Here is a 22638-nt window from a genome sequence, read left to right on the forward strand (position 1 = left end):
CTAACCTTAGAATTTTACGAAAGGAGGTTAGGGATTGCAGAATACAAGTACAGCGTATAAAACAGAAATTAAAAAAACTAGTAGAAGTTTTGAATGTAGAATAACTATAGGAGAGAGGGTTTTTACAAATGAAGAAGTAGAAAATATTGAATTAAATGGTGGTATTCAAGAGGTATTTAGCATAGGTAATACACCTTCAATGTGTTTGGATTTAGTTTTAAGAAATACTACAGATACTATATTTAATACCAATCAAATAAAAGTTGAAGTGGGTTTAAAGATAAATAACTCAATAGAGTATGTTCCTTTAGGAATTTTTAATATAGAAAATGTTAAAAAAGATGATTTTACTACAAAATTTACTTGTTATGATAATATGGTTAAATTTAAAACTCCATACTTTAGTAAGTTAGGAGACGCCTCAACATTACAACAAATAGTAAATGAACTAGTAGAGTTTACAGGAGTACAATTTATAGGAAGCCTTCCAACTTATAATAATTTAAAGAAGTTGGAAGGCTTTACTTGTAGAGAAGTATTAGGGTTTATAGCAAGTATATGTGGTGGAAATGCGTTAATAACTAGAGATGGAAAGTTTACTATAATATATCCTACAGATGTTCAGAGAGATATAGGAGAAGGAGTATTTGATTTACAAAGAGATGAAGTTGAATACAAAATAGGCAAGATAAGCTGTCAAGTAGGAGAAGAAATTTTATCCAAAGGCAACTTAGGAATTGATAGTATGGAACTACAGTTTAAGAATCCTTGGGTAAATCAAGCTATTCTTACAGATATTTATAATAGGTTAAATGGATTTTCTTATTTAGGATATACAATTAAATGGCAAGGGGATTTAAGTCTTGATGTAGGGGATATTATAACTTATACGGATGTAGAGGGAATTACAAGAAAACTTCCTATCTTAAATACAAAATTAAGTTATGATGGTGGCTTAGATAGTGAATTAAAAGCAAAAGGAGAAACTAAAAATAAAAATTCTTTTGACCAAAATGGGTCAATGGCAAATAAGATTAATAGAGTTGTTACTGAATTATTAATAGCAAATGAAGCATTAATAAATAAAGCTAATATTGAGGATTTAAATGTTATAGATGCAAAAATACAGAATTTAATCGCTATGGATGCAACAATAAATAAAGCACTTATAAATAAAGCAGATATAACAGATACGAATATTATAAATGCAAAGATTAAAGTATTAGAAGCAGAGTCATCGACTCTTAAAACAATTCTTAATGGAAATTTATCTAGTGAGAACATTCAAACTGGAGGGATTACTGGAGATAAGTTAAACATGAATACTATATTTGTAAAAGATGCAAATATGGTTAATGTTAATATTTCAGCACTTAAAGCAGGAGACATTTCTACTAATAAATTCAGGATAGTAAGCGAAAATGGCGGAATAGAAATTGTAGGAGCTACGCAACAATTTAAAGACAAAAATAATAGAGTTAGAATTCAAATGGGACAAGATACCAAAGGGAATTTTAACTTTATTTTGCGTGGAGAAGATGGCACTACCACCTTAATAGACCATACAGGCATAAAGGAAAAGGCTATAGCGAATGACTTAATAAAAGAAAGCATGATAGCTTCAAATTCAATAGGAGAAAAGCAGATAAATTATTCTAGCTTAATCACAGGATTTAATAAAGACACTAATACACAACGTATTTTAGCTAGCAAGGTAGCTATAGACCTTACTGGACAAACATTAGATGTATCTTTTAATAGTCTTAAAACAGAAGTTCAAAATATAAATATAAGTGATAAAAACTTATGTGAAAAAGATTGTATAGAAGCATTTTTAACAAAGATTTATATTAATAAATACTCTTATACTTTTGATGCAGGAGATTCTTGGGAAGGTAAAGGAATAAAAATTTTAGGGAGAATATTTAAACCTTCGAGTAATTATGTTATAAGATTCTTTATAAAGAAAAATAGTGGTAACTTGAATTGTATAGGAGGACATTCGATATTATTTTTAAAACAAAAACTTTATATAGATGATGTTCTGCAAAATAATAATTATGATACGCCAGGTGTTAATTTACCTAATGATGAAAATCTCCACAAAGTAGTTATTTATGCTAGAACAAAAGATATATTGGAAGGAGATTACAACTTATATATCCAACCTAACAGAAGGAATTATAACTCTGCTTGTAATGTAACTATTTCGAATATAAAAGTAGAAGAAGATATTGAACAAGCTGTATTAGATGTAAAAGAGATAACTACATCTAATAGCACTTCTATTAATGTAATGCAAGGGCAAATAAGTACAGCTATTAATAATACTCAAATCACAAGAGATGGACAAATAGTATTGTTAAAAGATGATTACAATAGAACTGTTGTTAAAGTAGATTCTATTAATAGCACTATTGGAAGTCATTCTAGTAGTTTAGACCAGCTTACAGGAAAGATTACAGGGGTAGAAACTAGAGTTAACTCAGTTGAAAGAGATTTAATTGGTACTAAAAGTACAGTAAGCTCAAATTCAACTCAAATAAATAATTTAAATAGTACAGTTAATAATCAAGTGGCGAGTATAACACAGTTATTAAATAAAATAGATTTAAAAGTAGACCAAACTCAAGTAACTAATACTGTTAATAGTGCTATAGATGCTATGCAGATTGGCGGTAGAAATTTAGCTAAAAATGATAATATTGTAGCTCATCATACTTCGTTTACAAAGAGTGGTAATAAATACTCTTGGAGTAGTTCATACTTAAATTTTGGGTTAAAATTAACTTCAAATATGCTAATACCAGGAAAAAAATATGTATTATCATATAAAATTAGAAAATTAAGCGGAACTATAAATTTTGTAGGGGGACATTGTTCACACGATAATGTAAAAACTTATTTAAATGGAGCACCAACTAATAATTATGTAAGTGGCATTCCATATCCAGAAAATTCTTTAGCACAAGAGATTAGAGTAAGTTTTATTGCCAATAATACTAGTGATAGAAATGTATATATACAAATAGGTAGAGGGGCTAGTATAGCAACAGAATATACAGTTGAGGTATGGGATATACAAATGGAGGAGGGAGATAAGCAGACAAGTTATGTAACTCCATTAGAAGATGTTGACCAGGCTATTAATGAAGTTAATATAAAAGTAGAATTAGTTAAATCTAATGTAGCTAATATAACATTAGATTTAAATTCTATAACTTCTAAAGTAAGTAGTGTAGAGCAAACAACTACTACTATAAATAATAATTTAAATTCTTTAAATAGTAGAATGTCTACAGCTGAACAAAAGATTACAGATAATGCAATTATAAGCACTGTACAAGCTACAATTAATACTGCTAAACAAGAAGCTATAAACAGTGCTAATTCTAGTACAGATAGTAAACTTAATAATTATGCTACTACAAGTGCTTTAAATAGTGCAATAACACAGCAAGCAAATAATATAAAATTAGAAGTTAGCAACACTTTTCTAAGCAAAAATGATGCAAGTGGAATATATGCTACTAAGGCTAGTATGGATTTAACATCTACGCAATTGAAGTTAGATTTTAGCCAAAGTGGCGGATATAACTTACTTAGAAATGGGCAATTTTTAAAAGATACAACAGGATTTTGGACTCACGAGTATGTCTGGAATGGGCAAAATAAAAGCGTTAGTCTAATTGGATCAAATAGTAATTGGTGCTTAGATGGTCGAAATACTTTACAAATAAGGGGACAGTGGGCTACTCAAGGTGAGTACGGATTAGCACAAAGTGTAACTTTAAAGAGAAATACTACTTATACACTATCTGGCTATCAAGCAGGGCATAGAGCTAAAGGTTATGTGCATATACAACGTAATGGCGGAGATTGGAAGATATTCGGTAGTGCAAATTTAAATGAAACAAATGGTGGGAAAAGTGATACTAATTGGAATAAGTTCTCTATAACATTTACAACAGATGGAGAATTAAACGTATATAATATGCACTTTAAGATAGGGCGTTGTGATAACGATGGGTATGTATGGTACACAGATTTAACACTTACAGAAGGTGCTGCATCTAGAAAATATACACCTCACCCAGATGAAATATATTCGGGGAACACTATAATTGACAGAGATGGAGTTACTATTAGAAATGGTGCATTAACAGTATTAAATAATGCAGGGCAAATTATGTTGCAAGGAGATAGTAACGGAAATTTATCATTTCAAGGCAGGCTTCAACCTCATGATCACATTCTAAAGCTATTTGGAGACGATTGTAGAATAGATGGTGCTAATGGTTTTATAAGACTACAATGTAATAAAGAAAATTATTTAAGTGTTCAACCAAACCAATTTGACTTTTATGCAAGTAATTTTAATAAAGCTACTTTTGAATATAAGGATAGACACTTTTTTATACGAGGAAATAGAACTGGTGATTGTGGTGCAATTAAACTTTTAGGAGCATCCGGAGATGTGCAATGTAGAACTGGAGATGATGGTGGATATTCTAGACTTATATGTAGTGCTGTAGTTCAAACTTCGAGACGAGAATATAAAGAGAATATAGAGGAAACTAACAATATAAATTTCAAAGATATTCTTATGAAAAATGAGATTAAAACTTATAATTATAAGCGTGAAAATTATTCTATAATAAAAGATTCAGAAGGAGAATATATAGAAACTAAATCACAAGCATTAGGATTTATATTAGAAGATATGACAGAAGATGCGAGAAGATATTTAAATCCATTAAATTCAGATGGGATAGACTTATATGCAATGATAAGTGTTCTTTGGAAGATATGTCAAGATTATCAAAAAAGAATAGACGTATTAGAAGCAGCTAAATAATTTTAGTTGTTTTTTATTTTAAAAAATACTAGGTAGAGAAAGCAGTATGTGTATTAATCTCTACCTAGCAAAAACAATTAACTACTATAGAAAGATAATAAATTAAAGACAAGATTTATGTCAATCAGAACTTATAGAAATATAGGTTCTTTTTATTTTTAAAAATAAAGGAAGGTGAGTTATGGAAACTATAAGTATCGGATTAGCTTGTACATTACTTGGTGCAATTATAAGCTATTTAAGCTTTCAAAGAAACAAGAATAAAGACATAAGAGCAGAAACAAGGGAGGATGCAGAAACAAAAGCTAAACTAGATTATATATCTAGAGGAGTAGATGATATAAAACTAGATAATAAGCAAAGAGATAGAGAAATGTCAAAAATGAATGATAGATTAATTCGAGTTGAAGAAAGTTGTAAATCTGCACATAAAAGAATTGATAACTTTGAGGAGGAAAAATAACATGGAAAATTTATTAACCTTTATACCTAAAAATCTTTTAATTTTAATAGCTGCTATCTATGTGTTAGGAATATTTTTAAAGAAAATAGAATCAGTTAGAGATAATTATATTACTGTAATATTAATGTTATTTGCTATAACATTTGCAGTATTATTAAATATCATTAACTCGCAATATAAAGTATTTTATGAAGCTGTAATAAATGCAGTGCTACAAGGGATATTATGTTGGGGAGTAGCTATTGGAGTTAATCAAACTGGAAAACAATTAAGTAAGACCAAAGAAGAGCAGGGGTAAATACTGTTCTTTTAATTTATAAAAATAAAAGGAGAGATGTAAAATGCAAGAATTTTTAACACCAGTATTAGGAGCATTAGGGGTAGCTTTAACAGGAGTGCTTGTAGCAATTATAAAAAGTGTAGGAAGTGCAACAGTAGAATATATTGTTAAGAAAAAAGAACTAGCAGAACAAAAGTTAAAGCTAGATAAACATCAAGAAGAGTTCAACATGGCCAAGCAAATATGGAACATAGTGGAGGAAAAATACAGAATTACAGATAATTTAAAAGAGTCTTTAACTTCAAAGGCAGATGAATTTGATAAATTACTTTTAGAGAAAATACCATACCTAACTAAGGACCAGGTAAGTCAATTAAGACAAGCTATAGCTGGAGAAGTAAACAAAGGAAAAGAAGCTTTATTTAAAGATAGCTTCAAAGAAGAAGTTAAAAAAATACAAGAAGAGAATAGTAAATTAATTCAAGAAAATCAAGATTTAAAGAGTAAATTAAATAGAATTTCAGAAGTGGTCCCAAAAGAGCAAGAATAATATCTTGTTCTTTTTTAATATAAAAAAATTTAAATAAGGAAGGAATGATATAATATGAAAATTGCTTTTAGAGGTGGACATAATGAACAAGCTACTGGAGCGAGAGGAATTATAGATGAATTAACAGAAGATAGAAGAGTATTAGCAGAATGTATTAATGTTGCAAAAGAACAGGGACATGAGGTTTTAGACTGTACTCCTGGACCATGTGATGTAAATACAGATTTAGTAGCTGGAGTTAATAAAGCGAACGCGTGGGGAGCAGATATATATATCCCTATACATTTTGATAAGGCATATAGTTATTACGAAGGAGCTATAGGTACAGGAACATTTGTATATAGTAAAAATGATTCTATTAAAGATGAAGATATAGCTCAAAGAATCTCAAATAATATAGCTGCATTAGGATTTAAAAATAGAGGTGTAAAAGAAGCTGATTATTATGATTTGAGAATGACTAAAATGCAGGCTGTATTAGTTGAGGTATGCTTTTGTGAAGCTACTGAAGATGTAGCTTTATATAGAAAGTTAGGGCCAAGGAAGATTGCTGAAGCAATAGTAGGTGGAATATTAAATAAGAATATATCAGTAACTAATAATCAAAATAATATAGAAAAGGTGGAATACAAGATGGAAACAATAGTATTATATACAAACCCAATAGATGAATGTGGAGCTAAATTTTTAGCATATGCAGTAGGTGCAATGGCTTATGATGCAAAAGTACCGTTCAATTTCGATGGAGGAAAAGTTGCTAAAAGAATAATAGCTGTAGGTGGAGATAATCCACGTAAGGGAGAAGCAGGTCAATTTGGATTTACAGGATATATAACTCATAAAATTGCAGATGGAGATAGATTTGATACATTAGATGTTTGTAAAGATTTAGCTAAGAGAGTTTCAAAAGGTGAAAATATAGATTCAGCTTTAAATAAATATAAGATTAATAAATAATTACGAGGTAGAGGGGGTAAAACCCTTCTACCTTTATTTTTTTTGCGATAAATTCTATTTTAAGGCTAATAGGTAGTAGAAATCTTACTTACTAGCATCTTTTATTTTATGTAAAATTTAATACTATATTGTAAAAAAATGAGAAACTATGTATAATATCTATTGGGAATGGGGGGATTTTATGGAAGGAAATAATATTATTCTAGAAAATGGAGCTAACTTCGCAACTATAATAGCGTTATTATTTGTAGGGTATCAAATATATTCAGCTAAAAAGGAGCAGAAAATGCAGCATGATAAGCAGGAAATATTAAAAGCTATTGAATTAGCTGAGTTATACGCACAAAAATTGATGAATAATATGTCATATTTAAATTCTATATTTAAAGCTAGTAAAATAGAAAAATATTTTGAAAATATTAAATATCATGATTTAAAAGAGTTTGATAGAGATGAATTAAAGAAAATATTTAAAGGGCAAGACATAAATAAAATTTATAATGAGATGGAAAATATAAATGAGAATATATTAATGAAAGCTATAATAAACATGAAGAGCGATTTAGATCAAGATGAATTAAATAGACATCTTGATGCACTTAAAGTTAGTAAATACTTTGAAGAAATGAATAAATTACTAGATGCTCAAGGTGAGATTGCTGCTACAGATGAAAAGGCGAATAAAAAGAAAGAAAAAATGTTAAATGAAATTAAGAAACAAGATATGTACTATAAGATATATTGTAAAAAGTTGTATATTGATACTTTAGAAGATACATTAAACACATTAGAATATTTTTGCATGTATTTTAATAGTGGCGTAGCAGATGAAGAAACTGTTTATCAGTCTTTGCATCAATCATTTTTAAGCATGGTTAAGTTAGTATATTTTAAAATAGCGTATATAAATGAGACCGGAAAAGATAAGTATTATACAAATATAACTGAATTATATAATAAGTGGTCTTTACGATATCAAGAAACAGAAGAAAGTGAAATTGATGCAAAAAGAAATCTAGTTCATAAGCATAAAAAGGTAAAAAGGTAATTGCAAAAGCAATTACCTTTTTTAAAAAAATTATATAAAGAAACTATTTCTTATTTTTATCCTTACTATCTTTTTCTTTAGATGGTGAATATACGTTACAGAATTCTCCCCACATAATCAATCCCTCATTTCTATAAATATTACTTTGATATTAACATTATAAGAAAAAAATGTCAATAATATATCAATTTAATATTGTTTATCTTATAAAATGAACACTTAAATTAAAATCTAGGGGTTTTTATTTTTTTTTGAAAAAATCAGAAAAAGCATTGACAAATTTATACTATGCGTAGTATAATATAATTGTAAGGAGGTGATGGTTTGAAGGATATTGAAGATAAAATAAAAGAGCTAATCAAAGTAATAGAATTACTCGAAAAGCTCACAATAAAGTTAATATCGCTTATCGGCTGGATACTGATATTAGTAGCGATATTTAACTGAACCTAGGGGGTTAGGATAAAACCTAACTCCTTATAAAAATAATAACAAATATGTCCTTCAAAATCAATATGAAGAAATTATACAAACAATTAACACTTAAGATAATATCATTAATTGGAGTGATTGCTTTTTTGGTAATACTTATAATGAAATTACTAAAAATTATTTAAGGAGAGCCAAAATGGAAGATAGTAAAAATAGCCAAACAGAAGCTAATAAGAAGTGGCAAGAGAAAAATAAGGAGTATGCAAAGTACCTCAGCAATAGATCAAGAACAAGGAGTTTTATAAAAAAACAAGCAACATTAGAAGATTTACAAGAGTTAGAGAACTTAATTGAGGAAAGAAGAAAGCAAATATAGCTTAAAAAAAATAACACTTAGGATTATTCCCAAGTGTTATTTTTCTTATTTAATTCTTCTGTTATATTTCTTACTTCAATAACACTATTTTTCATAAATATTAATAGCATATAAATAGATATAAGAATTAAAAGTAGAAGAGGAAGTAATACAATTAATAAAGATAAAATAATTTCTAACATATATAATCACCTCATTTTAAATATTTCCAATTTTTAAAATAAATAAACAAAATAATAAATTTTAACTTTACACAAGAACATATGTTCTATATAATTATAGTAATATGTAAATTTGTTCTAAAAGAGGTGATATTATGATGAAACCACCTATATGTAGAGTTGGTGGAAAATCTAAATTAAGAAAAACAATAATAGAAATGATACCAGAGCATACTTGTTATATTGAATTATTTTTCGGTGCAGGGTGGGTATATTTTGGAAAAGAACTTAGTAAAGTTGAGGTAATTAATGATATAGATAAAGAACTTGTAAATTTATTTAAAATGATTAAATATCATAGCCATGAAATGGAGAGGTTATTAGATTATGAATTTAGTGGTAGAGATATATTTGAAGAGTACAAGCATTATACATTAGAGAATTTAACAGAAATACATAGAGCTATTAGGTTTTTATACCTAATTAATTATAGTTTTGCATCAAAAGGAAAACATTATGGATATGGCACAAATACATTACCAAATCAGAAAATGTTTAAAGAAACATACTTAGATCCAGTACGAGAAAGATTAAAAAATACATTTGTAGAAAATCTTTCATTTGAAAAAATAATAGAAAAATATGACAGAGAATATACTGTTTTCTTTTGTGATCCTCCATACCTAGAAACTGCTGGGTACGGCACTGAATTTAAAGAAGATGACCATATATTACTACATGAAAAACTTAAAAATATAAAAGGCAAGTTTATTTTAACAATAAATGATCATGAAAAAATAAGAGAATTATATAAAGGTTTTAACATAAAAGAAGTTGAAGTTAACTATTCTATTTCAAGGGAAAGTTCAGCAAGAAAAAATTATAAGGAATTAATTATAACAAACTATTAAAATTTAGATAAAGATTTATTTTCGAAGAATATATTGGAAATAATGGTTAATACTAATTATTGAGGAGGTATTAACATGTCTAATATAATTTATTTTAATGAATATAAAAAAAGAAAAGAAAAAGTAGAAGAAAAAATAGATTTCAGAGAAGAAATTTGGGATATAGTAATTAGTATGTTAAATAAGGAAGGTTTTAATGATAAAAATAAGAAGGATTAATCAATCCTTCTTATTTTTTATGATATAAACACTTTCTATTATAGAGGATTCTATGTTTATATTTTTACTTTTATGATTTAAATAATCAGTAATAGCACCTTTATAGAATCTTAAAATTAAATCAAGTTCTTTATTAGATTTAACACCATAGTATGCCTTTAAAAAAATGACCTTACCATTTAAAGTGTCTGTTTTAATTAAAGAAAAGTCTAAGTAGTTGTATGCTTTGAAACCAAAATGTCTACAATATATATTATAGTAATAGAAGGGGTTGTTTAGTTGACCTGTTTCTAGGCTTCTTAATGTCTTTTCGCTTATATTTAATAAGCTAGATAAATCTCTTTTTGTTATATTATTTTTTAATCTTAATTCAGCTAACTTATAACCATAAAATTGATATAGATTTTCCTCTATATAATAGGAAGGATTTTTTTTATTATAAGTCAAACCTAACATTTGTAATTTTGTCCATGTGGATGCTACATAGGAGGAATAGATGAAGATACTTGTATTTGTACAGAAAATGAGAGAAGAAAGTATTTAAATAAGCTTTCTAAAGCTTTACTAGATAGAGTAGATCTATTAAATTATGTACCAAGATTAAAATATGATGACATTTATAAAAGAAAAGATAAAATTGATTCTGATATAATGAGGGAAAGAGTTTTAAAAGCAAGAGAAATACAAAATGAAAGATATAAAAATACGAATTATAATTATAACTCAGAATTAAAAGGAAATGATATAGAGGAAATGAGTTACTTGAGTAAGGGAGCAAAAGAACTTTTAGGAGTATATTATAAAAGTTGTAATTTAACAATGAGAGGATATGGGAAAATAATAAAAGTTGCCAGAACAATTGCAGATTTGGAAGGTTCTAAAGTAATAGAAGAGCATCATATTTTTGAAGCTTTAGGCTATAGAAAAAATGTTAATGGAGATATAATTTAAAGTAAAGAGAGGTTGTTATGAATATACATGAATTATGGTTTATATTAACTAAATTAAGCAATAAAAATAAACTAATACTTATAAAAAAATATAAAAGTGAAGAAAATATTAAAAATAATTGGGAAAAAATATTAAATAATAATTTTTATAAAGATAAATTATTAGATAGAAAAGAGATAACTATAGATGAATTAAATTTATTTGAAAAATATATAAAGGAAAATGGAATAGGGTATATTACAATTAATTCTAAGAAGTATCCACAAGGACTAAAAAATATTGAAGAGCCTCCATATGTTTTGTTTTATAAGGGGGATATACAGTTATTAAATGAAAAAATAGGAGCAATTGTAGGTTCAAGAAATTATACAAATTATGGTGCTGAAATAACTAAAGTAATATCAAGAGAACTTGCTTTAAATAATATTGCAGTAATAAGTGGAGCTGCAAAGGGAGTAGATTCAATTGCACATAATACAGTATTAAAAGAAGGCGGAAAGACAATTGGAGTATTAGGGTGTGGTATAGATGTTGTATATCCAAAGAATAATAAAAAATTGTATAATGAAATAATAAAAAATGGTTTATTGATATCTGAATTTTTACCTAAAACTCCACCATTTTCATACAATTTTCCAAGGAGAAATAGAATAATAAGTGCTTTAAGTAGTGGTGTTGTAGTTGTAGAAGCCTCTATAAAAAGTGGCTCTTTAATTACAGCAAATTATGCAGCGGAACAGGGGAAAAGCGTATTAGCAATTCCAGGATCAGTATTTCAAAAAAATAGTGATGGATGTAATAGATTAATAGCAGATGGAGCAAATATATTTTGTGATATAGATGATTTATATACATTTTTTAATATAATTAAAAATAGAAAAGAAAGCATTTATAAAAATACATATAAAAATAAACTTTTAGATATAATAAATGATGAACCTAAGCATTTGGATGATATACTAGAAGGTGTAAATGTTGACAGGAAGGTAGTCTTTGGGTTATTATTTGAAATGCAAAATAGAAATGAAATTATTTGCCTTCCAGGCAATTATTATGCAAAATCATTATGAATTTAAGGGGGTGTAGACTCCAGAAATTATACTGGAGTTTTCTGTATGGGACAAAATCTTGTAATAGTCGAATCACCTGCAAAGGCTAAAACTATTGGAAAGTATCTTGGAAAAAATTATACTGTTGAAGCATCAATGGGACATGTAAGAGATTTGCCAAAAAGTAAGCTAGGCGTTGACATAGAAAATAATTTTAATCCTAAATATATAACTATAAGAGGTAAAGGAGAGCTTCTTGATAAGTTAAAAAAAGCTGCAAAAAAAGCAGATAAAATATATCTTGCTACTGACCCTGACCGTGAAGGAGAAGCAATTTCATGGCACTTAGCTAATATATTAAAAATTTCTGAAGATGAAAGTTGTAGAATAGTTTTTAATGAAATAACTAAGTCTGCAGTTAAGTCATCTATAAAAGAAGCTAGAAAAATAAATTTAAATTTGGTTGATGCACAACAAGCAAGAAGAATATTAGATAGATTAGTTGGGTATGAAATAAGTCCAATTTTATGGAAAAATGTAAAGTGGGGTTTAAGTGCAGGTAGAGTCCAATCAGCAGCTCTTAAATTAATATGTGATAAAGAAGAAGAAATAAAAGCATTTATACCTAAAGAATATTGGACTGTAGATTGTATAGCAACTAAAGAAAGAAAAAAATTTGAAATAAAGCTATCTACATATAAAGGCAAAAAAATAGAAATTGATAGTAAAGAAAAAGCTTATGAAATAATAAGTGAACTAGAAAAAGGAGAATTTAAAGTTGTAAAAGTTAAAAAAGGAAATAAAACTAGAAATCCATTAGCACCTTTTACAACTAGTACTCTTCAACAAGATGCTTCAAAAAAATTGAACTTTATGACTAAAAGAACAATGTCTATAGCTCAAGCTCTTTATGAAGGAGTTGAAGTCAAAGGATATGGTACAGTTGGTTTAATAACATATATGAGAACAGACTCGGTAAGAATATCAGAAGAAGCGCAAGGAAAAGCTTTAGAGTTTATAAAAAACACATATGGAGATAAATATGTTCCAGCTAATGCGAGAGTATATAAGGGAAAGAAAAATATTCAAGATGCTCATGAAGCTATTAGGCCTTCAATAGTTGAAATAACTCCAGAAGTAGCTAAAAATTCATTAACACCAGAGCAATATAAACTTTATTCTTTAATATGGAAGAGGTTTGTAGCAAGTCAAATGTCTTCATGTGAATTAAATACAAATAGTATAGAAATTCATAATGGTGAATATAAATTTAGAGCATCAGGATCTACAATAAGTTTTGATGGATTTATGAAATTATATGAATATGTTACAGAAGAAGAGGAAGAAGGGGTTACACTTCCTAAAATAGAAGAGGGAGAGGTATTAAATAAAGTAAATATAGATGGAAAACAACATTTTACTCAACCTCCAGCTAGATATACAGAAGCTTCTTTTGTAAAACTATTAGAAGAAAAAGGCATAGGGAGACCAAGTACGTATGTTCCAACTATTTCAACTTTGTTAGGAAGAGATTATGTAAATAGAGAAAAGAAAAATCTAATACCAACTGAATTAGGATTTATAGTTAATAATATTGTTAGTGAATACTTTAAACAAATTGTAGATGTTGATTTTACAGCTGATATGGAAAGAAATCTTGACAGTATTGAAGAAGGTAACGAAAAATGGAGAAAGGTTGTAGGGGAATTCTTTGAACCTTTAAAAATAGCAATAGAAAAAGCTGAAAAAGAAATCTCTAAAGTAGTTATTGAGGATAAAGTAAGTGACGTACCATGTGATAAATGTGGTAGAATGATGGTTATAAAGCATGGGCGTTATGGAGATTTCTTAGCATGTCCAGGGTATCCGGAATGTAAAAATGCAAAACCTATAGTAGAGGAAATAGATACTCCATGTCCGAAGTGTGGTAAAAAAATAGTAGTTAAAAAAAGTAAACGAGGTAAAAAGTTCTTTGGATGTTCAGGATATCCAGAATGTGATTTTGTTAGTTGGAATGAACCTATAAAAGAAAAATGTAAAAAATGTGGATCTTATATGGTTCTTAAATATAGTAAATCAAAAGGAAATTATGCTCAATGTTCTAATAGTGAATGTAAGGAAATTATGGATATTCCAAAGGAACAAGAGTAAATAACTTAAAGAAATCAATTACAAATTAACAAAAATTTAAAATTACCTCCTCATCAAGCTAAAATGTCGAAAACCTTAAAAAATTTGTTGAAATTAAGCAAGGGGTATGATAGTATAAATAAGTGGTGAGAATATTTTAGAAAATTAGAATAATTTTAAATTTTCTAAAAATAATAAGCGTTATTAGATAGTTGGAAATGAGGAGGATGATTAAATGTCATCATTATTAAATAAAACTAGAATGTTAAACAAGATATTACAAAAGTCAGGTACTGATCCTGTTGCTTTTGAAGATGTTTGTTCACTTTTAAGTGAAGTTCTTTCATGCAATGTTTATGTAGCTAGTAGAAAAGGAAAAATATTAGGATATACTTTTTCAAAAAATTTTGAATGCGATATAATGAGAAAGCATGTTATAGATGAAAAAAGATTTCCTGCAGAGTATAATGACAAGCTATTAAATGTGCATGATACAATAGCTAACTTAAGTAATAAGGGTCTTTGTGTATTTGATGGTGAAGGCGATTGTATGATGGAAGATAAAATAACTACAATTGTGCCTATAGTAGGAAATAGAGAAAGATTAGGAACTTTAATACTAGCAAGATTTGGAGAAGAATTTACAGATGATGATCTAGTATTAGCAGAATATAGTGCTACTATTGTTGGAATGGAAGTTTTAAGAGCTAAACAAGATGAGATAGAAGAAGAGGCAAGAAAAAAGGCAGTTGTCCAATTAGCAATTGGAACTCTTTCTTACTCAGAATTAGAAGCAGTTGAACATATATTTGATGAATTAGACGGAAATGAAGGATTACTAGTTGCATCAAAAATTGCTGACAAAGTAGGAATAACTAGAAGTGTTATAGTTAATGCTTTAAGAAAATTTGAAAGTGCTGGAGTTATTGAATCAAGATCTCTAGGAATGAAGGGAACTCATATAAAAATATTAAATGAAAAGCTATTAGATGAGTTAAAAAAGATTAAATAGATATATATAGTGTGCTTTTCATATTATGTAACTTTTTATAAAAATATGTTGCTAGCACAAAAACCTTATGTTATACTAACTAAGGTAATAAAATACGCACATTGTCCAATTTATAAAGTTGGTGCCTAATTTAGGATTCTTTATAAGAATGAAGACAGTGGAGGATAAACCAGGAGGTAACAAAATGTCAGTAATATCAATGAAACAATTATTAGAAGCTGGTGTACACTTTGGACACCAAACAAGAAGATGGAACCCTAAGATGGCTCCTTATATATTCACAGAAAGAAATGGAATATATATAATAGATCTTCAAAAGACTGTTAAGAAAGCAGACGAAGCGTACAACTTCATAAAAGAAGTTGCTACAGAAGGAAAGGATATCTTATTTGTTGGAACTAAGAAGCAAGCTCAAGAAGCTATTCAAGAAGAAGCAATAAGATCAAATATGCACTTCGTTAACAATAGATGGTTAGGTGGAATGTTAACAAACTTCAAAACTATCAGAACTAGAATTAACAGATTAGAAGCTTTACAAACTATGGAGCAAGATGGTACTTTTGAAGTATTACCTAAAAAAGAAGTTATAAAGCTAAAAGGCGAAATGGAAAAGCTAGAAAAGAACTTAGGCGGAATCAAAAACTTAGATGCTTCAAATATAGGAGCTATGTTTGTTGTTGATCCAAGAAAAGAAAAGAACGCTATTTCAGAAGCTAAGATTTTAGGAATTCCAGTTGTAGGTATAGTTGATACTAACTGTGATCCAGAAGAAGTTGACTATGTAATCCCAGGAAATGATGATGCTATAAGAGCTGTTAAGTTAATAACTGCTAAAATGGCTGATGGTATAATCGAAGGAAGACAAGGCGAACAATTAGCTGAATAATTTATAAAGGTAGGTGAGGTTACTCATTTACCTTTTAACCTAAATAAGAAGGTTTACATTAATCTTAAGGAGGAATTCGATATGATAACTGCTCAATCAGTTAAAGAATTAAGAGAAAAAACTGGTGCAGGAATGATGGACTGCAAAAAAGCTTTAACAGAATCTCAAGGAGATATGGAAAAAGCTATTGAAATATTAAGAGAAAAGGGTCTTGCTGCTGCTGCTAAGAAGGCTGGAAGAGTTGCTGCAGAAGGTATAGTTAAGACTTTCATTTCAGAAGATAATAAGGCTGCTGGTATAGTTGAACTTAACTGTGAAACTGACTTCGTTGCTGCTAATGAAGAATTTGTAAGCTTTGCTAATAGATTAGCTGAAATGGCTTCAAAAACAACAAGTACTACGGTAGAAGAACTTGTTGCAGAAAAATATGATGAAACTAGCACTGTATCTGAAGCACTAACTGCATTAATCGCTAAGTTAGGTGAAAACATGACAGTTAGAAGATTTGCTAAATTTGCTATAGAAAAAGGCGCTGTTCAAAGCTATATTCATGGTGGTGGAAGAATTGGTGTTGTTGTAGAATTAGCTTGTGATGTTGAAAGCGAAGTTTTAGCAGAAGTTGCTAAGGACGTTTGTATGCAAGTTGCTGCTGCTAATCCAACATTCTTAAGCAAAGATGAAGTAGATAATGAATCTTTAGAAAAAGAAAAAGAAATCTACAGAGTTCAAGCTTTAAATGAAGGAAAGCCAGAAAAGATAGTTGAAAAAATGGTAATGGGTAGAATCCAAAAGTATTACAAAGAAGTATGTCTTTTAGATCAAGCTTGGGTTAAAGATGGAGATAAGAGCATAAGCAAATATCTTGAAGAAAAATCAAAAGAAGTTGGTTCTCCTATAACTGTAACAAGATACGTTAGATTCGAAAGAGGAGAAGGTATCGAAAAGGCTGAAGATAACTTTGCAGAAGAAGTAGCTAAGATGACTAAATAATATAAAGGAGAACACTTTAGTGTTCTCTTTTTTTAGAGAAGAAGTGATCAGAATAATTTATGGAGGGATTAAGAATGGAAAAATGCGAATATAAAAGAGTAATATTAAAAGTTTCAGGAGAAGCTTTAGCAGGTCAAAATGGATTTGGATTTGATTTTGATATAGTAAAGAGAATTGCTTTAGAAGTTAAAGCTTTAGTAGAAATGAATGTTGAAGTAGGTTTAGTAGTAGGTGGCGGAAACATATGGAGAGGTAGAAGTGGAGAAGGAATGGATAGATCTCAAGCTGACTATATGGGAATGATGGCTACATGTATAAATGCTTTAGCTCTTCAAGATTCATTAGAACAAGCAGGGGTAATGACAAGAGTACAAACTGCTATAGAAATGAAAGAAATTGCTGAACCATTCATAAGAAGAAGAGCTGTAAGACACCTTGAAAAAGGAAGAGTAGTAATTTTTGCAGCTGGTACAGGAAATCCATATTTCTCAACTGATACTACAGCAGCTTTAAGAGCAGCTGAAATTGAAGCTGATGTAATTCTTTTAGCTAAAAAAGTTGATGGAGTTTATGATAAAGACCCTCATAAGTATTCAGATGCAAAAAAATATGATACACTAACTTATATAGAAGTTTTAGAGCAAGGATTACAAGTTATGGATTCTACTGCAACTTCTTTATGTATGGATAACAATATTCCAATACTAGTATTTGGATTAGATGAACCAGGAAATATTAAAAGAGCTATTACTGGTGAAAAAATAGGTACTTTAGTTTGTTCTAAAAAATAAGGAGGATTTTATGATTAAAGAAATTGCAAAGCATGCAGAAGAAAAAATGAAAAAAACTATTTCTGTATTAAATTCAGATCTTTCAACTATGAAGGCAGGAAGAGCTAACCCTACAATGCTTGACAGAATTCAAGTGGATTATTATGGTAGCCAATGTCCGATAAGTCAAGTAGCTAATATTTCAGCTCCAGAACCAAGAGTTTTAGTTATAACTCCTTGGGAAAAAAGCTTAGTAAAAGATATAGAAAAAGCTATATTAGTTTCAGATCTTGGAATTAATCCGTCAAATGATGGTACTGTTATAAGGCTGATTGTGCCAGAATTAACAGAGGAAACAAGAAGAAACCTTGTTAAAAATGTTAAAAAAACTGGAGAAGAAGCTAAAATTGCAATAAGATCAATAAGAAGAGATGCTAACGATAAGATTAAAGCTCTTAAAAAGGATGGAGATATTTCAGAAGATGAAGTTAAAAATGGAGAAGAAAAAATCCAAAAAGTAACAGATTCTTATGTTAAAGAAATAGATGTAATAATTTTAGCAAAAGAAAAAGAGATTATGTCAATTTAAAACCTGCTCTTTAGCAGGTTTTTTTCCATATAAAGAAATGGCGGGGAGGAGCTTTGCATGTTAGGAATTTTTAAAAAATATAAATCTAAAGAAGTAAACTTAGAGATAGATAGAAATAATATACCTAAGCATATTGCGATTATTATGGATGGAAATGGTAGATGGGCAAAGGCTAAAAAACTTCCTAGGACAATGGGGCATAAAGCAGGGGTAGAAACAATAAGAAGAATAGTTAAAGAATCAGATAAATTAGGAATAAAGTATATAACTCTTTATGCATTCTCAACTGAAAATTGGAAGAGACCACAAGAAGAAGTTAGTGCGCTTATGAAGCTTTTAGTTGAATACTTAAAAAATGAACTAGAAGAATTAAATAGAAATGGTGTAGTAATAAGGATATTAGGAGATATAAAAAAGTTACCAAAGGATGCTCAAGATGAAGTAAATTCAGCTATAGAATCAACAAAAAATAATAAAGGAATAGTTATGAATATAGCTTTTAATTATGGAGGAAGAGATGAAATAATTAGAGCTGTAAAATCTGTATCTCAAGATGTAAAAAGAGGCATAATAGAAAGTAATGAAATAAATGAAAGTTTATTTGAAAAATATTTATATACTAAAGATACTCCAGATCCTGATTTGATAATTAGACCATCAGGAGAGCAAAGGATAAGTAACTTTTTATTATGGCAATGTGCGTACTCAGAATTTTGGTACTCAAATGTATGTTGGCCTGATTTTAAAGAAGAGCACTTACATAAAGCTATATACGACTATCAAAATAGAGATAGAAGATATGGGGGAGTATAATTAATAGAGGTGAAAAGCATGAATAAAGATAGTAGATATTTAGGGGCATTGATAATAGCTCCTTTTATAGCCTTTATCTTCTTAGGTGGGATTTGGCTTAAGTCATTTACAATTTTACTTTCAATATGCGGGTTATACGAGTTTTATAATGCCGTTAATCAAAAAAATTTTAAACCAATTTCAATAGTGGGATACATAATGTTAGCATTATTTTATTTAACAGGAAATAATTTTGAGTTATTAATGTTTATTATTACAATAGGAACATTTTTATTATTAACAATACCTGTTATAAATTTAAAAATAACATTTATAGATGTAGCATTAACGCTTTTAGGATTTATTTATGTAGGAGTACTATTTAGCTTTATTCCTTTAGTAAATAGCAAAGTTAATGGTAATTATTTAGTTTGGTTGATATTTTTAGGTTCTTGGCTTGCAGATACAACTGCATATTATTCAGGAAAATACTTAGGAAAAAGAAAATTATGTCCAGAAGTGAGCCCTAAAAAAACTATAGAAGGATCTATAGGTGGCTTTTTAGGTAGTACTATTGGATGTGGGATATTTGGTATTATAATTTCTTCTAATGTTCCAGAAGTAACTGTAATTCATTATTTTTTAATTGGAGCATTATGTGGTATAATGGGGCAATTTGGGGATTTAGTTGCATCTTCAATTAAGAGATATGTAGGAATTAAAGACTATAGTCACTTAATACCAGGTCATGGTGGAATATTAGATAGATTTGATTCTATTTTATTTAATGCAACAGTAGTATTTTACTATTTAACATTTGTTGTAAGAATTTGATTATTTAAAGACTTGAAACAATAAAATTTCAAGTCTTTTTTAGATCCTTAAATCAAATATTATTACTACAAATACTACTTTATATAAAACTATAATTTAATTTACAGACTTATACCATTGCTCATATTTATCAGTATTTGTATAGCTATAATTATTTAAAATTTCCTTAATAGCTTGAACTTTTTCAGCTTCCGTTAAGTCCTTTTTATTATTCCATACTGATCCAACATAGTTTCCATAAGTTGAATTTGGTAGTACAATCCATTTATCTCCCCAAAGATCTTTATATTTAGGATCAGAAGCAAGTTCATTTCTATTTACTGTACCTAATTCTCTTGAAAAATCTTCTGTGAAGTCACCAATATTATCTCCTAAATACATAACAACTTCATAATTTTTAAGAATATTTTCTCTTCTTTCTGTTTTATTTGAAGATCCGCCTTCATCACAAACCTGCACATGTTCCTTATCGGCATTAGGGAATCCTAAATGCTTAAGTTGAGATACTGATAAGTCAAGCTGACTATGATCTCTATTAGTAATGTAGAATATTTCTACTCCGTTTTTAGCTGCATAGTTCATAAATTCAACAGCACCTGGAATTGCAACGTTTGAAGTTGAAGCAATTGAATCATAGTAACCATTCCAAGGTTCGTTATCCCATTTTTCATCCTGCATTATAATACCAGCAATATAATTACAGTCTGAGGCAAGTGTATCATCAATATCTGAAATTATGGCAATTGGTTTTTTATAGGTACCAGCGTCTCTTTCAGCAATTCTTTTATCAAGTTGATTTGTTGCAAGTTGATATGCTTGATATTGTAAACCTTTAACTTCAGCTGATAATTGATAAAGAATACCATTTATATAAGATTCTTTTCTCCAGTCATTTGTAACAGAATCTTCAGTACTTGTAATTTTTTCTTTTTCATTATTTGCTTTTGAACTACATCCTATTCCAAATGTACTAACAGATATTATTAAAAAAGTTACAAGTAAAAATTTAAATTTATTTCCGTGTTTTTTTAACATAATAATCCCCCGTACTAAATATTTTAAAATACTATCTATATTTTTTATAAGTAAGACAAGCAGTAATTGTAATTAGAAATAAATGATTGGAACAAATTTAAGAATACTATTATTTACATTAAATGTCAATAATTCAATTAAATTCCTTGGGGTGAGAATGGAAGTTAGTCTTGATAAAATGTTTTATATAGTTAGATTTATATTTCTCTTAAGTATTATAGGAAAAAAATAAATTAGTGAATATATTAAGTTTAATTTGAAAAGTTAGATATTTTCTATAATTTTGAAATATACTTTTTTAAAATCTTTAAGTAATGTTTTGTCATTGAATTTGTTAAATATTAATATAATCATAGTATGAAAGAACAAGGAGTAATGTTATGAAATTCTATGATAAGTACAATAAGATAATTGATTTAACAATAATATTTATAGTGGTTACAATTATTACCTTACTAATCAAAAACTACTTTCAACCATTTATATTTGTGGTAATCATGCTTCTTATCACTCAACCACTATATAAGATAGTTTTAAATTTAAGACTATCAACAGGAATGAGTGTAATAATTAGCTTGTTAATAATAAACTTAGCTATATTTGTAATAATATTCTACTTTGGAAATACATTACTTGGATTAATTCAAAAAATTTATAACAATAATTATTTAGATCTAGAAATATTTATTAATAATTTGAAGACATTATTACATTTTGATTTAAATAAGATAATACAAAATCTAAGTAAATTTTTAAGTGGTTCAATAATAAGGCAAGGAGCAGTTATTACTGGAGATGGAATAATATCATATTTTTTAGCTAACATATCAGTATATTTTATATTAGTAGATAAGGAAAAAATATATGAATTAATCTCTAATATATTTCCATTAAATATATCATCAGTATTATATAAAAAAAATAAAAATTTAAAAGAGGTATTTAAAATTGAAGCAAAATTAGTATTATTAAGCTCCATTATAGTAACTATGGGGTTTAAGATACTAGGAATTTCTAATAGTTTATTTTTAGGTGGATTATGTGCTACACTAGATATACTACCTTTTGTTGGAACAACAATTGTTTTTATACCAATTATAATATACAATATTGTAATGAAAAGATATTTATTAATAGTTGGAGTTATTTCTCTTTATTTACTTGAAAGATTTACAAGAGAAATATTGGAGGCTAAATTTTTAAGTAGCAAATTAGAAATACATCCACTAATAGTAATGTTATCAATTTATATAGGGGTAAAAATGTTTGGAGTTATTGGAGTTATTGCCGGTCCAGTTTATAGTATAATTGCAAAAGATATAATTTATGGTACAAGTTAAATGTA

At 28.2% G+C, this 22638-nt stretch carries 24 protein-coding genes and 1 pseudogene; 22 read left to right on the forward strand and 3 right to left on the reverse strand.

Annotated elements, in window-relative coordinates; genetic code table 11:
* The first annotated feature begins 34 nt into the window (after positions 1-34).
* From ACYQ1T_RS13220 to ACYQ1T_RS13255, 8 genes are all read left to right on the forward strand, one after another.
* Positions 35-4858 (forward strand): carbohydrate binding domain-containing protein, encoded by a 4824-nt coding sequence (locus ACYQ1T_RS13220; protein ID WP_459835569.1) that lies wholly within the window; start codon positions 35-37, stop codon positions 4856-4858.
* Positions 4859-5039: 181 nt separating this feature from the next.
* Positions 5040-5321, forward strand: a complete 282-nt coding sequence (locus ACYQ1T_RS13225) for a hypothetical protein (RefSeq protein WP_459835571.1) — start codon at positions 5040-5042, stop codon at positions 5319-5321.
* 1 nt (position 5322) lies between these two features.
* Positions 5323-5619, forward strand: a complete 297-nt coding sequence (locus tag ACYQ1T_RS13230; RefSeq protein ID WP_459835574.1) for a phage holin family protein — start codon at positions 5323-5325, stop codon at positions 5617-5619.
* Between the two features lie 43 nt (positions 5620-5662).
* Positions 5663-6151 carry a cobalt ABC transporter permease gene (locus tag ACYQ1T_RS13235; RefSeq protein WP_459835577.1) on the forward strand — a complete coding sequence of 163 codons (489 nt, stop codon included), beginning with the start codon at positions 5663-5665 and terminating at the stop codon, positions 6149-6151.
* A gap of 54 nt (positions 6152-6205) precedes the next feature.
* Positions 6206-7108, forward strand: a complete 903-nt coding sequence (locus tag ACYQ1T_RS13240; protein WP_459835580.1) for an N-acetylmuramoyl-L-alanine amidase — start codon at positions 6206-6208, stop codon at positions 7106-7108.
* Between the two features lie 181 nt (positions 7109-7289).
* Entirely contained in the window at positions 7290-8156 is an 867-nt protein-coding gene (locus tag ACYQ1T_RS13245; protein WP_459835583.1) for a DUF4760 domain-containing protein, read from the forward strand.
* A 324-nt stretch (positions 8157-8480) separates the two neighbouring features.
* Positions 8481-8603, forward strand: coding sequence for a hypothetical protein (locus tag ACYQ1T_RS13250; protein ID WP_459835585.1), 123 nt, complete (start codon positions 8481-8483; stop codon positions 8601-8603).
* Positions 8604-8784: 181 nt separating this feature from the next.
* Positions 8785-8964, forward strand: a complete 180-nt coding sequence (locus ACYQ1T_RS13255) for a hypothetical protein (RefSeq protein WP_459835588.1) — start codon at positions 8785-8787, stop codon at positions 8962-8964.
* A gap of 23 nt (positions 8965-8987) precedes the next feature.
* Here ACYQ1T_RS13255 and ACYQ1T_RS13260 read toward each other — a convergent pair whose 3' ends face one another.
* The gene (locus ACYQ1T_RS13260) at positions 8988-9146 is read right to left on the reverse strand and encodes a hypothetical protein (protein WP_459835590.1); all 159 of its coding nucleotides are present in this window, start codon (positions 9144-9146) and stop codon (positions 8988-8990) included.
* A gap of 134 nt (positions 9147-9280) precedes the next feature.
* On the opposite strand from ACYQ1T_RS13260, the gene ACYQ1T_RS13265 reads away from it, so the two are divergent.
* Both ACYQ1T_RS13265 and ACYQ1T_RS13270 read left to right on the forward strand, forming a co-directional pair.
* The gene (locus ACYQ1T_RS13265) at positions 9281-10036 is read left to right on the forward strand and encodes a DNA adenine methylase (protein ID WP_459835592.1); all 756 of its coding nucleotides are present in this window, start codon (positions 9281-9283) and stop codon (positions 10034-10036) included.
* Between the two features lie 75 nt (positions 10037-10111).
* Positions 10112-10255 (forward strand): hypothetical protein, encoded by a 144-nt coding sequence (locus ACYQ1T_RS13270; protein WP_459835595.1) that lies wholly within the window; start codon positions 10112-10114, stop codon positions 10253-10255.
* Here the strand turns inward: ACYQ1T_RS13270 and ACYQ1T_RS13275 are convergent, their stop codons facing one another.
* On the reverse strand, positions 10256-10711 hold the full coding sequence (locus ACYQ1T_RS13275) for a helix-turn-helix domain-containing protein (RefSeq protein WP_459835597.1): 456 nt from the start codon (positions 10709-10711) through the stop codon (positions 10256-10258).
* A gap of 21 nt (positions 10712-10732) precedes the next feature.
* Here ACYQ1T_RS13275 and ACYQ1T_RS13280 point away from each other — a divergent pair.
* The 11 genes and pseudogenes from ACYQ1T_RS13280 to ACYQ1T_RS13330 all read left to right on the forward strand — a co-directional run.
* Positions 10733-10855, forward strand: a pseudogene (locus tag ACYQ1T_RS13280) (ATP-binding protein); the annotation flags it as partial.
* 51 nt (positions 10856-10906) lie between these two features.
* The gene (locus ACYQ1T_RS13285; RefSeq protein ID WP_459835600.1) at positions 10907-11206 is read left to right on the forward strand and encodes a magnesium chelatase subunit ChlI family protein; all 300 of its coding nucleotides are present in this window, start codon (positions 10907-10909) and stop codon (positions 11204-11206) included.
* 17 nt (positions 11207-11223) lie between these two features.
* Positions 11224-12276: a DNA-processing protein DprA gene (dprA, locus tag ACYQ1T_RS13290; RefSeq protein WP_459835603.1), complete on the forward strand. Its 1053-nt coding sequence runs from the start codon at positions 11224-11226 to the stop codon at positions 12274-12276.
* A 45-nt stretch (positions 12277-12321) separates the two neighbouring features.
* Positions 12322-14406, forward strand: a complete 2085-nt coding sequence (gene topA, locus ACYQ1T_RS13295) for a type I DNA topoisomerase (protein ID WP_459835605.1) — start codon at positions 12322-12324, stop codon at positions 14404-14406.
* A gap of 214 nt (positions 14407-14620) precedes the next feature.
* Complete coding sequence (codY, locus tag ACYQ1T_RS13300; RefSeq protein WP_459835607.1) at positions 14621-15397, forward strand: GTP-sensing pleiotropic transcriptional regulator CodY; 777 nt, start codon at positions 14621-14623, stop codon at positions 15395-15397.
* 184 nt (positions 15398-15581) lie between these two features.
* Positions 15582-16283, forward strand: a complete 702-nt coding sequence (gene rpsB, locus ACYQ1T_RS13305; RefSeq protein ID WP_459835610.1) for a 30S ribosomal protein S2 — start codon at positions 15582-15584, stop codon at positions 16281-16283.
* Between the two features lie 81 nt (positions 16284-16364).
* Positions 16365-17273 (forward strand): translation elongation factor Ts, encoded by a 909-nt coding sequence (tsf, locus tag ACYQ1T_RS13310; protein WP_459835614.1) that lies wholly within the window; start codon positions 16365-16367, stop codon positions 17271-17273.
* A gap of 74 nt (positions 17274-17347) precedes the next feature.
* Positions 17348-18064 (forward strand): UMP kinase, encoded by a 717-nt coding sequence (gene pyrH, locus ACYQ1T_RS13315; protein ID WP_459835617.1) that lies wholly within the window; start codon positions 17348-17350, stop codon positions 18062-18064.
* 10 nt (positions 18065-18074) lie between these two features.
* A complete protein-coding gene (frr, locus tag ACYQ1T_RS13320; protein ID WP_459835619.1) occupies positions 18075-18632 on the forward strand; it encodes a ribosome recycling factor in 558 nt (185 codons plus the stop codon).
* 57 nt (positions 18633-18689) lie between these two features.
* Positions 18690-19445: an undecaprenyl pyrophosphate synthase gene (uppS, locus tag ACYQ1T_RS13325; protein ID WP_459835621.1), complete on the forward strand. Its 756-nt coding sequence runs from the start codon at positions 18690-18692 to the stop codon at positions 19443-19445.
* A gap of 18 nt (positions 19446-19463) precedes the next feature.
* Positions 19464-20258 (forward strand): phosphatidate cytidylyltransferase, encoded by a 795-nt coding sequence (locus tag ACYQ1T_RS13330; RefSeq protein WP_459835623.1) that lies wholly within the window; start codon positions 19464-19466, stop codon positions 20256-20258.
* A gap of 96 nt (positions 20259-20354) precedes the next feature.
* On the opposite strand, the gene ACYQ1T_RS13335 is transcribed toward ACYQ1T_RS13330, so the two are convergent.
* Positions 20355-21293 carry a 5'-nucleotidase, lipoprotein e(P4) family gene (locus ACYQ1T_RS13335; RefSeq protein WP_459835625.1) on the reverse strand — a complete coding sequence of 313 codons (939 nt, stop codon included), beginning with the start codon at positions 21291-21293 and terminating at the stop codon, positions 20355-20357.
* Between the two features lie 380 nt (positions 21294-21673).
* Here ACYQ1T_RS13335 and ACYQ1T_RS13340 point away from each other — a divergent pair, with 380 nt between their 5' ends.
* A complete protein-coding gene (locus ACYQ1T_RS13340) occupies positions 21674-22633 on the forward strand; it encodes an AI-2E family transporter (protein WP_459835627.1) in 960 nt (319 codons plus the stop codon).
* The last annotated feature ends 5 nt before the right edge of the window (positions 22634-22638 follow it).

The sequence above is a fragment of the Clostridium carnis genome, assembly GCF_054657435.1.

Coding starts and splice junctions, on each gene's coding strand:
- ACYQ1T_RS13235 (WP_459835577.1), top strand. CDS start 5,663: ATGCAAGAATTTTTAACACCAGTATTAGGAGCATTAGGGGTAGCTTTA.
- pyrH (WP_459835617.1), top strand. CDS start 17,348: ATGGAAAAATGCGAATATAAAAGAGTAATATTAAAAGTTTCAGGAGAA.
- ACYQ1T_RS13240 (WP_459835580.1), top strand. CDS start 6,206: ATGAAAATTGCTTTTAGAGGTGGACATAATGAACAAGCTACTGGAGCG.
- tsf (WP_459835614.1), top strand. CDS start 16,365: ATGATAACTGCTCAATCAGTTAAAGAATTAAGAGAAAAAACTGGTGCA.
- frr (WP_459835619.1), top strand. CDS start 18,075: ATGATTAAAGAAATTGCAAAGCATGCAGAAGAAAAAATGAAAAAAACT.
- ACYQ1T_RS13260 (WP_459835590.1), bottom strand. CDS start 9,146: ATGTTAGAAATTATTTTATCTTTATTAATTGTATTACTTCCTCTTCTA.
- ACYQ1T_RS13285 (WP_459835600.1), top strand. CDS start 10,907: ATGAGGGAAAGAGTTTTAAAAGCAAGAGAAATACAAAATGAAAGATAT.
- ACYQ1T_RS13225 (WP_459835571.1), top strand. CDS start 5,040: ATGGAAACTATAAGTATCGGATTAGCTTGTACATTACTTGGTGCAATT.
- rpsB (WP_459835610.1), top strand. CDS start 15,582: ATGTCAGTAATATCAATGAAACAATTATTAGAAGCTGGTGTACACTTT.
- ACYQ1T_RS13255 (WP_459835588.1), top strand. CDS start 8,785: ATGGAAGATAGTAAAAATAGCCAAACAGAAGCTAATAAGAAGTGGCAA.
- ACYQ1T_RS13330 (WP_459835623.1), top strand. CDS start 19,464: ATGAATAAAGATAGTAGATATTTAGGGGCATTGATAATAGCTCCTTTT.
- dprA (WP_459835603.1), top strand. CDS start 11,224: ATGAATATACATGAATTATGGTTTATATTAACTAAATTAAGCAATAAA.
- uppS (WP_459835621.1), top strand. CDS start 18,690: ATGTTAGGAATTTTTAAAAAATATAAATCTAAAGAAGTAAACTTAGAG.
- ACYQ1T_RS13270 (WP_459835595.1), top strand. CDS start 10,112: ATGTCTAATATAATTTATTTTAATGAATATAAAAAAAGAAAAGAAAAA.
- topA (WP_459835605.1), top strand. CDS start 12,322: ATGGGACAAAATCTTGTAATAGTCGAATCACCTGCAAAGGCTAAAACT.
- ACYQ1T_RS13265 (WP_459835592.1), top strand. CDS start 9,281: ATGATGAAACCACCTATATGTAGAGTTGGTGGAAAATCTAAATTAAGA.
- ACYQ1T_RS13230 (WP_459835574.1), top strand. CDS start 5,323: ATGGAAAATTTATTAACCTTTATACCTAAAAATCTTTTAATTTTAATA.
- ACYQ1T_RS13245 (WP_459835583.1), top strand. CDS start 7,290: ATGGAAGGAAATAATATTATTCTAGAAAATGGAGCTAACTTCGCAACT.
- ACYQ1T_RS13275 (WP_459835597.1), bottom strand. CDS start 10,711: ATGTTAGGTTTGACTTATAATAAAAAAAATCCTTCCTATTATATAGAG.
- ACYQ1T_RS13340 (WP_459835627.1), top strand. CDS start 21,674: ATGAAATTCTATGATAAGTACAATAAGATAATTGATTTAACAATAATA.
- codY (WP_459835607.1), top strand. CDS start 14,621: ATGTCATCATTATTAAATAAAACTAGAATGTTAAACAAGATATTACAA.
- ACYQ1T_RS13335 (WP_459835625.1), bottom strand. CDS start 21,293: ATGTTAAAAAAACACGGAAATAAATTTAAATTTTTACTTGTAACTTTT.